The sequence below is a fragment of the Candidatus Poriferisodalis sp. genome (assembly GCF_965203655.1).
Lineage (GTDB): Bacteria > Actinomycetota > Acidimicrobiia > Acidimicrobiales > Poriferisodalaceae > Poriferisodalis.
Map to the genome: position 1 here is coordinate 1 of NZ_CBDBDD010000006.1, position 11,909 is coordinate 11,909.

The 11,909-nt window shown below is 65.7% G+C and carries 10 protein-coding genes; 5 read left to right on the forward strand and 5 right to left on the reverse strand.

What is annotated here, in order from left to right:
- On the forward strand, positions 1-756 hold a 756-nt coding region (locus tag ACOGW9_RS05990; protein WP_419909336.1), incomplete at its 5' end, for an alpha/beta hydrolase fold domain-containing protein.
- A gap of 155 nt (positions 757-911) precedes the next feature.
- Here the strand turns inward: ACOGW9_RS05990 and ACOGW9_RS05995 are convergent.
- On the reverse strand, positions 912-1,331 hold the full coding sequence (locus ACOGW9_RS05995; protein WP_419854506.1) for a hypothetical protein: 420 nt from the start codon (positions 1,329-1,331) through the stop codon (positions 912-914).
- 83 nt (positions 1,332-1,414) lie between these two features.
- Complete coding sequence (locus ACOGW9_RS06000; RefSeq protein ID WP_419854507.1) at positions 1,415-1,789, reverse strand: type II toxin-antitoxin system VapC family toxin; 375 nt, start codon at positions 1,787-1,789, stop codon at positions 1,415-1,417.
- A 993-nt stretch (positions 1,790-2,782) separates the two neighbouring features.
- Between ACOGW9_RS06000 and ACOGW9_RS06005 the strand changes: the two genes are divergently transcribed.
- Together ACOGW9_RS06005 and ACOGW9_RS06010 are read left to right on the forward strand one after the other, a co-directional pair.
- Positions 2,783-4,192, forward strand: a complete 1,410-nt coding sequence (locus tag ACOGW9_RS06005; RefSeq protein WP_419854508.1) for a DUF3696 domain-containing protein — start codon at positions 2,783-2,785, stop codon at positions 4,190-4,192.
- 29 nt (positions 4,193-4,221) lie between these two features.
- Entirely contained in the window at positions 4,222-4,710 is a 489-nt protein-coding gene (locus tag ACOGW9_RS06010) for a hypothetical protein (RefSeq protein ID WP_419854509.1), read from the forward strand.
- 116 nt (positions 4,711-4,826) lie between these two features.
- Here ACOGW9_RS06010 and ACOGW9_RS06015 read toward each other — a convergent pair whose 3' ends face one another.
- The 3 genes from ACOGW9_RS06015 to ACOGW9_RS06025 are packed head-to-tail and all read right to left on the reverse strand — an operon-like array spanning position 4,827 to position 7,498.
- The gene (locus tag ACOGW9_RS06015) at positions 4,827-5,708 is read right to left on the reverse strand and encodes an amidohydrolase family protein (RefSeq protein WP_419854510.1); all 882 of its coding nucleotides are present in this window, start codon (positions 5,706-5,708) and stop codon (positions 4,827-4,829) included.
- 11 nt (positions 5,709-5,719) lie between these two features.
- Positions 5,720-6,739, reverse strand: a complete 1,020-nt coding sequence (locus ACOGW9_RS06020; RefSeq protein ID WP_419854511.1) for a zinc-binding dehydrogenase — start codon at positions 6,737-6,739, stop codon at positions 5,720-5,722.
- A 36-nt stretch (positions 6,740-6,775) separates the two neighbouring features.
- On the reverse strand, positions 6,776-7,498 hold the full coding sequence (locus ACOGW9_RS06025; RefSeq protein WP_419854512.1) for a crotonase/enoyl-CoA hydratase family protein: 723 nt from the start codon (positions 7,496-7,498) through the stop codon (positions 6,776-6,778).
- Between the two features lie 430 nt (positions 7,499-7,928).
- Here ACOGW9_RS06025 and ACOGW9_RS06030 point away from each other — a divergent pair, with 430 nt between their 5' ends.
- Both ACOGW9_RS06030 and ACOGW9_RS06035 read left to right on the forward strand, forming a co-directional pair.
- Positions 7,929-8,300 carry a hypothetical protein gene (locus ACOGW9_RS06030; RefSeq protein ID WP_419854513.1) on the forward strand — a complete coding sequence of 124 codons (372 nt, stop codon included), beginning with the start codon at positions 7,929-7,931 and terminating at the stop codon, positions 8,298-8,300.
- Entirely contained in the window at positions 8,297-11,797 is a 3,501-nt protein-coding gene (locus tag ACOGW9_RS06035; RefSeq protein ID WP_419854514.1) for a PPC domain-containing protein, read from the forward strand. The genes ACOGW9_RS06030 and ACOGW9_RS06035 overlap by 4 nt, the downstream gene beginning before the upstream one ends.
- The last annotated feature ends 112 nt before the right edge of the window (positions 11,798-11,909 follow it).

Consider the following 11,909-nt stretch of genomic DNA (forward strand, 5'->3'; position numbering starts at 1 on the left):
TCGGATGCTGCGGGCCCGCAGCCGTGCGTCTATCACATCCACGGCGGCGGGATGGTGCTGCTGAAAGCATCGGGACAGTCCTATGTCCGCTGGCGGGACGAGCTGGCGGCGCTCGGGCTGGTCGCGATCGGCGTCGAGTTCCGCAACGGCGGCGGCGAGCTGGGCAACCACCCGTTCCCCGCCGGCCTCAACGACTGCGCTTCGGGCCTGCAGTGGGTCGCGGCCAACAAGGATGCCTTGGGCGTGTCGACCATCACTGTCTCGGGTGAGTCGGGCGGCGGGAACCTGACCCTGGCCACCGCGCTCAAGGCCAAGCGCGACGGCTATCTCGAGATGATCGACGGAGTGTTCGCCCAGTGCCCGTACATCTCGGGCATGTACGCGGACCCGCCCGCCGGCCTGCCGTCGCTGCATGAGAACAACCAGTACTTCCTGGACTGCGAGAACATGGGCGGCATCGCCAAGGTGTACGACTTGGGCGGGCCAGACCGCACCAACCCGCTGGCGTGGCCGCTCCACGCCAGCGTGGACGACCTGACCGGGCTGCCCCCGCACGTCATCTCGGTGAACGAGCTCGATCCGCTGCGCGACGAGGGCCTCGCCTACTACCGCAAGCTGGCTGCTGCGGGCAACAGCGTGCAGGCCCGCACGGTCAACGGCACCTGCCATGCGGGCGACGTGATCTTCCGGGGCGCGATGCCCGAGGTGTACGCAGCAACCGCCGCAGCCCTGCGGGATTTCGCCTACTCGGTGTAGCTGCCGCGCCGCGGTGACGCCGCTCGTTCAGAGGCCGAGGACTCGCGCGGCGTGCATTCTTGGGATTGCACACCGCGCAATCTTGGGATTCGACGGCCCCGCACCCCTCAGCGGGTAGATCGAACCTTCTGTGATTCCGAAGGCGGTACATACTCTCAGGTGTCAGCCAATCCCAGCACTAAGTCAATTGCGGTGATCGACTTTTCCATCGAGCGCTCAACTGCATCTTCGCGGTGAACAGCGGCTATCACTTGCAACGCGGATCGCAAGCCGAGCCCCTGAGTCGGGTTACCGAGAGTAATCGTTTGACTTACATCTTCATCCGCTGCCAAATAGACTTCCGGTGCCAAGCACTCGTGGTCGGCATCAGCAAGAGCTCTCCAAGCATCAGATAACTCTTGCCAATAGGAAGAGATCTGAGAACATAGTACTCGTCGCTGACCGAATGCAAGATACTCGTCATGATGATTATTCCAGAATTCCGATGCCTGCTCGGTACTCATCGACCTGTCATCGGCGATGGCCTGCGCATTAAACCAAATGGCCTCGCTTGGCTCATTTCTCTCATGCTTCATTGTGGCGCCCTCTGCGTAAATTGAACGAATTCAGTAGTTGACATTGGCTCTGCATCCCAGCAATATGCCGATCGATAGGCACGTCATCGGATTTGCCGAATGTAACCATCTTCTCCCCACGCTCTATCCGCCGTCAGTACGACAGAATCAAGTCGGCTCGCCAGAGCCAAGCACAACCGATCCGCCAGTGACAATCCCTCGCCGCGAACATAGCGATGAGCTGCCCATTCTGCATCGTCTCGACTCACGGGCACCACGGTTACCAATTGACGATCTAACAAAAACTCTACCACGACTTCGAGACTGCGTCCCTTGTCAAGCACCTGCTGACAAACTTCGGACCAGTTTGCCGCTCCGCAGAGTGCAGTGTTTTCCAATATGGCGCGTTCTACAAGATCGGCGCCCGATTCGTCTTGCAGGTACGCGAGGACAGCTGATGCATCGAGCACGACGCTCATAATTCGTCTTCTTCGGCTGCTGCTTTCCGTCTCGCCTTGAGCAGATCTCCGAGCATGTCGGTGTCCCCTAAGTATTCTCGTAACGAACGTAACGCAGCTGAGTAGTCTCCTTTGTCGCGTTCAGTCGCAGCCATATTCTTGACGCAAGCGCGAATCGCTGCCACCAGAGCCATCACCCGGGCGTGGACAGTTGCAGTGATGGCTGCTTGCGGCCTACTGGCGGGAACCTCGGCGGACGTGGCTTGCCCATTCATCGTGGTGCTTTCTGTTGTGTCGGCTGATGTGATGTATCTCCAAAACTGGGATCTTCCGAGTCCAAGCTAGCTCTGCTGCTGTTGGCGAGTGAGTTGAGCGTAGAAGTCGGCGGCCGCTTGCCCATGACGGACTCGGCGGAGCCTCCCGTTGAGGTCGTCCCGGCTGATCGATGGACTGCCGGGGGTTTGAGGTCGAAACGCATGCACTTGGGCAGCCAGCGGCGCAGCACCCGTTGGTGCGCTCGTCGGACGGACGCCGCCAGCAGAGACAGTGAGAGCCGCAGAACACCACCTTCGTGCCGAGCGCGTCTTCGATGTCGGCACAGCGGACCCTTTCGCGGCCGTCGTCGCTGGAGAGCGCCACACGAGATCAACCCGATGTGCTCGCGGCCGTCATCGAACGGCCCTTTGACTACCGGACTCCCAACCTGACTCCGCGATCCACCAAGCACCGCCGAACTGCTCACGCCCCGCATCCTGCCACGGCAATGCTCGCGCGCCAGCGCCTTTTTCGGTGCGGGCCGCCCACAGCGTTCGGGGCGCAGCTCGCTCGCCCTCGCAACTGAGCACCTCGGCACGGAAAGCTGCCGCAACCGGCGAGGGATGCACCAGCAAGCCCCAGCGCCTGGCGTCTGAAGCGCATGATGCCGGGCTCATCGCCGGCAGGCTTGGCAGGTACATTTGGGCAGCTTGCATAAACAAACAACAGATTCCAAGCGCATCGGTTGAGGCGGCATCCATGTTCACAGCGATGAAACTGCAGAACTTCAAGTCTTGGGCAAATACCGGTGAACTTCGCCTCGCACCCATCACCGGTTTCTTCGGCGCCAATAGCTCAGGCAAGTCCAGCCTGCTACATTCGTTCGTCTTGATGAAACAAACTGCACAGTCAAACGACATCAGTAGCGCGCTTAACCTCAGCGGTCATCACTCAATAATCGACTTTGGTAACCTGTCACAAGTATGTCATGGCAACCTTCTCAGTAATCTGGGAATGATGTTCACTTGGGATGTTCCACCACTTGACGCCGCGCTAGCACTACTCACCTCTCACAGTCCTCCAACCACCAGCGACTTCAACGAAGCGTATAGCAGCATCCTGCTTCAGGACGACGTGCAGTTTCAGTTCCTTATGCCAGCCTTGGGTGGTCACGCCAAAAGTTTGCGATATCAATCAGGGCCCGGCGTCATCGAGTACGCAGAAACTAGCGGACCTACGTTGCCAGAGAGCCACAGGTACCAATTGCGCATGATCGCCGATGAGTCGAGTCCGCCCGACGAGTATATGGAGCACAGCTATTCGGAGTTACCGCCGCCCATAAAGTGCTACGGGTTCTCAAGCGAGGCACGCACGGCTACCAACGCGTCCTCAATACTCAGGTCACTGGAGCACTCATTCGAGCTTCAGTTCCTTCAACGATTGTTCTATTTGGGGCCCCTCAGACAGAGAGCAGCACGCACATACTTGTGGCAGCAATCTGCGCCATTCGATGTGGGCAGTGATGGCTCGCTTGCAATACAGGCTCTGCTGGCAGCACGCGATCGCGGACGTATCAACGCGCGGCAGGTACCAGACGATACAAGCCCGGCTGAACCGATTGCTGTCGACGAACACGTTGCACAGTGGCTACGTGAATTAGGGTTGGCAGAAGTCTTCGAGATTCGCAAGTTAGGCGACAATGATCGCTATGAAGCACTGATCCGAGCGACCCGCGCCGCACGCCCGATATCGCTGACTGATGTCGGATTCGGTGTTTCACAGGTACTGCCTGTACTCGTTCTCTTGGCTTACGCACCCGAAGGCGCAGTAGTGCTCCTTGAGCAACCGGAAATGCATCTACACCCTGCGTCACAGTCTCGGCTCGCTGACATTCTACTAGAAGCGGCCAAGGTGCGGAAGCTTCAGATTCTCGTCGAGAGTCACAGTGAGCACCTGTTGACCCGGCTGCAACGACGTATCGCCGAAGGCAGTGCCAGCAAGGACGACATGGCGCTCTATTTCTGTAGTCATGATGGCCGAGAATCGACTGCTATTCCGTTGGAAGTGAATGACTTCGGCGAAATCGGCAATTGGCCGCCAGAGTTCTTTGGAGACGCTTCAGGTGAAGCTGTGGCGATGGTCGAAGCGCGGACGTATCGCGCAGAATGATCGACTAATCGCCCGCACCACCATTGAGCATGGATCTTCAAGTCATCGACACCAACGTGCTCGTTGCCGCAAACGGCACTATCGACACGCATGCAGACAGCTCGTGCCAGCTGACTTGCGCACAACGGTTGCAGGCGACTCAGGACAACGCTGCCCTCGTCTTGGATGCACAGCAGAACATCATGCGCGAGTACCAGCGACTGGTTGGTGCTGGAAGTCCCAACTCGCCAGCCAAGCGGTTCTTCGTGTGGGCATCGCGAACGGCTCCGAGACTCGATGTGCAGTTGACACCCCACGCGACGCGGACCTTCACTGAATTTCCTGCGAGCGAAGGCCTCCGAGGCTTCGATCCAGACGATCGCATGTTCGTCGCAGCGGCCGCTGTCGCTTCGCAGTCCGGTCCGACAGTCCTTGCCAACGCGCTCGACAACGACTACGCCGAACACCAAACAGCTCTTCAGGAGGCCGGCATCCGGGTTGACGAACTCTGCCCGCAACACATCAAGGTCGAGCCATAACCGCACAGTCACACGGAGTTCCCGACATCGCAGCCACCGCAGCCCTGCGCGACTTCGCCTACTCCATGTAGCTGCCGAGCCGCGGCGGCGGTGCTCACGGCGGACTCACCGAATGCTCAGAGGCCCAAGACTCGGGCGGCGTTGTCGCGCAGGTACTTGCGCTCGATGTGCGGCGGCAGTTCCCAGCCGGCCACGATGCGGCGCAGGTCGGTGAGCGGGCCGCAGTTGGGATAGACGCTGCCGAACAGGATCTGGTCGGGAAGCTGGCGGGCCAGCGCGGTCACGTAGTCCTCCGAGCCGGGGAACCCGTAGTGGACGTACTGGCCGGGCACGATCACCACGTTGGGCTGCTTGTAGGCCACGCCCAGCGTCTCGCGGACGTACGGCCAACCGCCGTGCTGGATCGAGATGGTGAGGCCCCCGAAGTCGGTGGCGACGTGGTCGGCGTATTCCGGGCGGCAGTCGTCTTGGTACGGCCCGAGCAGGCAGCTCATGGTGGTGGACACGATCAGCCCGAGGCGCTGCGCCTCCTCGTAGATCGGGTAGAGATCGCGATCGTCGAACCGGCGGCTGATCTGGGCGGTGGACGGATCGACCGTGACGCCGCGCATGCCCTGGCGGGCCAGCTCGCCGACGGCGGACACTGCGGCCTCGACATCGCTGGGCTCGACCGAGCCGAACCCCACGAATCGATCCGGATGCTCCGAGACGATCTGGCGGATCTCGGCGGAGCCGGTGGGATCCAGCCCGCGGATGCCCGTCGGCCCGGGCACGCCGATGACGCCCAGTGCAATGCCGGCCTCGTCCATCTCGGCGAACATCAGGTCGCGCGACTGGGCCTCGAAGCTGGGGCACGGCTCGAGACCCATCCGCTCGAGGTAGTGATAGGTGGTCTCGGGCGTCCAGCTGCGCGCCCCGATCGGCCGGAACCGGAAGTCGATGACGGCGATGTCGTCCCTGTCACCACCGTCGGCCGGAGGACTCCCGTCGTCGGGCACGGCAGCGATGCTCAGACCGGCGCGTCGGCGGTGATGACGATCTTGCCGAAGAAGCGACGCTCCTCCATGGCCCGGTGCGCTTGCACGCCCTCGGGCAGCGGCACCAGCGAATCGATGACCGGCACCAGCTCGCGTGTCTGCACCATCCGCAGCAGCTCGTCGAGATCGCTGCGCTGCCACCCGTTGGAGCCTCGGATGTCCATCTCGGCGGTCCAGATGAACCGCAGGTCGGTCGGCGGGTCGTAGCCGGCGGTAGCGCCGCAGGTGAGCACGCGCCCTCCCTGGCGCACACAGCGCAGCGAACGGGCCCAGGTGTCGCCGCCGGTGAAGTTGACGACCACGTCGTAGCCGCCCCCGCCGAAAAGGCCGCCGGTCTGCTCGCGGCAGTACCGGGCGATGTCGACTTCGGAGTAATTGATGGTCTCATCGGCACCGAGATCGGCGAGGCGCTGGCACTTCTCGTCGCTTCCTGCGGCGGCGATCACCTTGGCGCCGCGCATCTTCGAGATCAGCAGCGCGCTGGTGCCCACTCCCCCGCTGGCGCCCAGGATCAGCACCGAGTCGTCGGGGCCGACCTCGCCGCGGGTGATCATCATCCGGTGTGCGGTGCCGTAGGCCACCGGCAGGCACGAAGCATCTTCATAGGAAACGTCTTCGTGCAGCGGGATCAGCTGGCTCGCTGCGACCACGACGTACTCGGCGTACGCGCCCCACAGCGTGTCGCCGATCATGGAGAACTTGCCGGTGCCGCGGTCCCACCGCACGGGGTCCACGAGCACCCGGTCGCCCACCGACCATCCCTCGACGTCGGACCCGAACTCGGCCACCTGCCCGGCGGCGTCGCAACCAGGAATGCCGGGCAGCGGCACCTTGATGCCTGGCATGCCCCGGCGGGTGAACACGTCGTGGTAGTTGAGCGAGCAGGCCCGCACCGCTATCCGGACCTCGCCGGGCTGCAGCTCGGGCGTGTCGATGTCGCGGTACGCCAGCACGTCGATATCGCCGTGCTCGTCGAAGACGATTGCCTTCATCACTGAGTCCCCATGTTGCTGGCTGTCATTCCTGTTTCAGGTCGCTGCGGCGCGGTCTCGTTCGATTGAGGCGTCCATTTCAGCCAGCACATCGCCGCGTAGCGCCGTCACTGTGCCGGCATAGGCACGGGAATCCAGAGTCTCGGCTAGCTCTGCTGCTACCACGAGCGCCCTGTCCACCACCGACTCGGGGCTGACGGCTTCGTCCAAGAACCCCGCCTCAGTCGCGCCTGATCCGTCCAGCAGGCGTGCGTTGGCCACGCAGCGCTGCAGGTGACGCCGCGACAGCCGTTCCTTGGAGATGGTCATGGCCCAGTCGGGCAGCGTCAGCGCGATCGCCACTTCGTTCAAGCCGATCTTGACCGGCGCGTCGGGTCCGACGCGGTGGTCGCAGCCGAGCAGCAGCAGGGCGCCGGCGGCGACCGCGTGGCCGGTGCAGGCCGCCACCACCGGCACCGATGCGCCATAGGCCCTCCGCACCATCGCGCCGCCCGCCGAAACGAGCTCGCCGATCGCAGCACGGTCGCCGCCGCGGATCACGTTGAGATCGAAGCCCGCGAAGAACGCCCGATCATTGCCAGCGATGACCACCGCCCCGATCTCATCGTCTGCCTCCGCAATGCCGATCTGGGCATCGAGCGCCGCAAGCATCGGCACCGAGAAGGCATTGGCCTTGCCGTCATCCACCCGGACAAGCAGCACATCGCCGTGCCGCTCTGCCGAAACCGTGCCGTTCCCGTTGTCTGCTGTAGCGCTCATCGCGCGAATGGTACGGCTGCCAAATGGCACCGTGCACGGCCTCGTGCCCACCCCGCAGTCTCGGCATCGACGACCAGCGTCGGCCTCGACCCGATGTCACGGGGCTTCTGTTCGGCGCAGCAGCCATGTGCTCACCGCAGCCCCTGCCCTTGGCGAGCGCCTGCGACACTCGACACGGAGCGTGCGCCTAACGGCATCGCCGCGACGCTAGCCGGATGACGGTGACCGTCTCGAGCGTCGCGCTCGCCGGTTGACACATTCGGCGCGGTTGGCTACGTTGCGCCGCTCGTGACGGCCGAATGCGCATCTAACCTGTCCGGGGGGGGGGGGGGGTAGTCGCGTAGCAGCCGTGCTGCTGCGCCGGCGGCGCGGCGCGGTGTCGGGGCGGGGATGCGCCCGGTGTGGGGGCTGTTGGGACGAGTCGGGTGTGGTGAGCCTGGGCTGGTTGCTGGTGGCGGCTGCTGTGGCGTCGGTTGCTGCTGCGGGCGTGGTGACGGTGCGGTCGGTGGTGGGCGCTGCGGGCGAGTCGGTGGCGGGCCACAGCGCGCGTTTGGCGGCGGCGAATCTGTGGGCGTCGGAGATTCATCGCGAGGCGCAGGCGTCGGCGCCGGGCGATGCCGATGAGGCCGATCGGCTGAACAGGCGACTGGGGTCGCGTTGCGGGCGGGTGCCGCTGGTGTTCGCAGATGCCGGCGGCACGACGCGCTGGAAGCCGGGCATTTTCGCGGGCCGCCCGGGGAATGCGTCGGATCCGCCGAGGTGGGCGGCGTTGCCGTCGTGCGCGTTCTTGGGTCCGCGGTGAGGGGCCGGTTGGGGCTGGCAGCGGCCGCGGTGCTGGTTGCGGTGGGGGTGCTGATGCCGGTGCCCTCCGCAGCGGATGGGGGCGGAACCGCCGAGGGGGCGACGTCGGCGACTGCGCAGTGCGCGCGGGGTTATGTGTACGACTCGGGCAGCGGCGACTGCCACAAGCGCGAGACGGGGCCTGCGGCCGCTGCGTGCCCGGCGAGGATCGGCGGCCATGCGGTGGAGGTGTCGGGCAGCGGGTGCGTGACCAGCTCTGCGCACTCGATGCTGCCGGTCTATGGGTGCGACACGGCGCAGGGATGGGCGCTGGCGGGCGACCCGCCCTATTGTCAGCGCGTCGTGACCCGCAAGGTGTCCACGCGCCGTACGGTCACCGACATGGTCCACTACAGCCAGACCTACACCGTGCGTGTCGCGACCGTGGTGACTGAGCATGTGCGCTATGCGGTGCGCAAGCGGGTGCCGCCGTTGACAGTGCGGGTGCGGGTGCCGCCGCTCACCAGGACCTACATGGGCATGGAGACCTACACCTACACCGCGCGGGTGCGCTACTGCGCGAAATGGGGCGTGGTGCTGGGCCAGTCGGTGTGCACCAAGCACAGCTACCGCAACGAGCAGCGCACCGGAGTGCGCGAGACGCTGCACGTCGAGCCGGCGTACCACTACGAGAACCGGCCTGCGTACAACTATCGCACCGAGATGGTGTGCTGCAAGCCGGTGACCCGCACCGAGTACCACGACGAGACCCGCACCCGTCAGGTGTGCTGCCGGCCGGTGACCCGCACCGTCACCACCACGCGCACCGTGCGTGACACGCAGTCTGCGGTGCCGTCCGCGGCATGCACCGTCGCGGGCTATGCGATGAACTCGTCGTCGAGGTGCGAGCGGCCCGCCGGCGCCCGCCTCGGCGCGGTCGCCTACAGCTGCGCTGCGGGCTGGACGGCAGTCTCGGGCGACCCCAGCACCTGCGAGCGCACCCTCACCGGTGACCCGCGATGGACATGCGCCGCTGGCCAGTCGATCGACCGGGCCACCACGCCGCCGCACTGCCACCCCGACCCAGACGACGACACCGACGACACCGACACCGACGGCACCGGCACCGGCACCGGCACCGGCACCGACGATGACACCGACGATGACACCGACGATGACACCGACGGTGGCGACGGCGACGACTGCTCGGAGGCGCTGGGCGTGCTGGGCTCGGGGACGGTGACGCGCAGCGGGGTGTGGGCTGCGGGCTGCGAGTCGTCCCAAAAGCACACCGACCAGGTGCCGTACTGGGCGTACAGCTACACGCTCTCGGTGACCGCCGCGGCGACGCTCGACATCGACGCGGCCTCGGCGGGGGACCCCCACGTGTACGTCACCAGCAGCGACGGCACGGTGGCCGGCTCCGATGACGACTCGGGCCCTGACGGCCGCGACAGCCGCATCCGCGGCCTGTCGCTCACAGCGGGCGCCTACACGATCGAGGTCACCACCGGCACCGAGCGCGCCACCGGCACATTCACCCTCACCCTCACCACGACCTTCGACGAGCCCCCGGTCGTCATCACCGATCTCGCCGACGGCACCGGCCACGGCGCAGCAGGAACGACGGTGAGCGCGTCTGACGAGTTCACCGTCGAGCCCGCCGCCGCGGCCTGCACCGCCACCGCTGCGGCTGCGGGGGCGAAGCCGAAGGTGACCGCGGGCCCGGCTGCGGACAAGCGCGTCGTGTCACTGGCTCTGGCAGTGCCGTTCAGCCACACCGTCACCGTCGCCTGCGACGCGCCGGGCCGCTCGCGCGCTGCCGCCCGGGCGACCCTGGCGGGGCGCCTGCGGGCGGTGTCGGTCACCGGCCTGGACGACGCCGCTCCCGCCGACGGCGCCAGCTACGCGCTGGACAGGTTCACCGTCAGTCCCGCCTCCGCGCGCTGCGTCGGCACCGCGGCGGGCCGCGGGGCGGGCACACCGTGGGTCAGCAGCCTGTCCGCGACACGCACCGTGGTCGTGCTCCTGCGGCCCGGCGCCGCCGCGGTCGTCACCGTCACCTGCACCGCCCCCGGACACAGCCCCGGCACCGCCAGCGCACTGTTCTCCACCCAGCTGCCCTGCAACGACCACCTCGGCACCCTCGCCGCCGCGCGGACGGTCCGCAGCGGCACCATCACCGCCGACGCTGCCTGCATCTCCGCGAAGCGCAGCCCCGGCACCCACTACGCACGCCGCCACACCTTCACACTCGGCGCGCCCGGGTGGGTCACCGTCGACCTCGCCAAGACCACCACGAGCAGCCTCGACCCCTACGTGCTGCTGCTCAACGGTCACAGCAGCGACGGCTCAGGCACCGCGCTCGCCAGCGACGACAACTCCGGCACAGGCACCGACAGCCGCATCGCTCGCAGGTTCCTCCAGCCCGGCCCCTACACGATCGAGGCCACCACCTCGGGTCCCGACGGCCGAGGCGCCTACCGGCTGACCATTGCCGTCGACTACCGCATCACGATCACCGGCCAGCCCGAGAAGCTGATCGGCGAGGTCGGCAAGCCGATCACGGGCTCGTGGTCCTACAGCCCGGCCGCTGCGAGGCTGTCGGTCGCGTCGGCGGTCCCCGGCGGAATCACCGCGAGGGCGTACGGCGACAGCGGCGACGCGTCGCTGGTCGCGGTCGCGACCCGCGCCGGCGACTACACCGTCACCGTCAAATACGCCAACGGGCCCCGCACCCGCACCCAGCCCACCACTGTCACCGCGGTGGTCGTGGACCGCAGCTGCGCCCACAGCGACGGGCACCGGGCGCGTCGGGTGCATCACCACGACCCCGGCCGCGGCCACACCAACTGCCAAGCCCACACCCCGCCCGCGTGCAAGAACGCGTATTCCAACCCTTGGATCCCCGGCCACGAGCACCTGTCGCGCAACCTGAGCGGCTGCAATTACAAGAACAACAGAGGCATCGTCAACGTCGAGGAACTCCCCTGGACCCCGTACGACGTTGATCTCGGCGGCCGGCCCGTGTTCTGTACGGATGTCTCGCCGATTGAGTTTCCTGACCCTGGGGATCGGCTCAAGATGTGCATGGATCGCCACAATCTTGCGGTGGTGACGTTGACGAGCGGGTTCAACTTGGACATGTGGATTGCCGAGTACACGGCGGACACGCGTCGCAGCATCTCGACTGAGTTGCGCAAGGATCTCAAGGCGATCCAGCACGCGATCGAGAACGAGGAGACGATTCTCGTCGGCACCGGGGACTACACGCGCCCGACCGGGGACAAGGGTCTCGATGACGCGATCGTGAAGCTCATTTGCGGTGAGGTCGTCGAGTTCGGCGTCGATCGAGGCGTCGACGCGGCCGCGAAGCGAGTGGGCGGCTGGGCCCAGAACAGGTTCCCTGCCGGGACGGTGCTGCGGGGCGCGGTGCGGCTGAGCACCGTGCTGAGTTTCGCTCAGACCGCGCTGGGGGTGCTGTGGGAGAACTTCGCGACGGACGCGGCGTGCGGCTGAGATGCCGTTCTGTCCTCGCGAGCCTCGGCTGGATGCACCGCCCGCCAAGCTCGGCGGAGGCATGGTTCTGGGAACGGCGAGTGCATCAATCGGTCTTCGGGGAAGAAGGGCG

Excerpts from the sequence above, each read along its gene's own strand:
- ACOGW9_RS05995 (WP_419854506.1), bottom strand. The coding sequence starts at position 1,331 with ATGAAGCATGAGAGAAATGAGCCAAGCGAGGCCATTTGGTTTAATGCG.
- ACOGW9_RS06000 (WP_419854507.1), bottom strand. The coding sequence starts at position 1,789 with ATGAGCGTCGTGCTCGATGCATCAGCTGTCCTCGCGTACCTGCAAGAC.
- ACOGW9_RS06005 (WP_419854508.1), top strand. The coding sequence starts at position 2,783 with ATGTTCACAGCGATGAAACTGCAGAACTTCAAGTCTTGGGCAAATACC.
- ACOGW9_RS06010 (WP_419854509.1), top strand. The coding sequence starts at position 4,222 with ATGGATCTTCAAGTCATCGACACCAACGTGCTCGTTGCCGCAAACGGC.
- ACOGW9_RS06020 (WP_419854511.1), bottom strand. The coding sequence starts at position 6,739 with ATGAAGGCAATCGTCTTCGACGAGCACGGCGATATCGACGTGCTGGCG.
- ACOGW9_RS06025 (WP_419854512.1), bottom strand. The coding sequence starts at position 7,498 with ATGAGCGCTACAGCAGACAACGGGAACGGCACGGTTTCGGCAGAGCGG.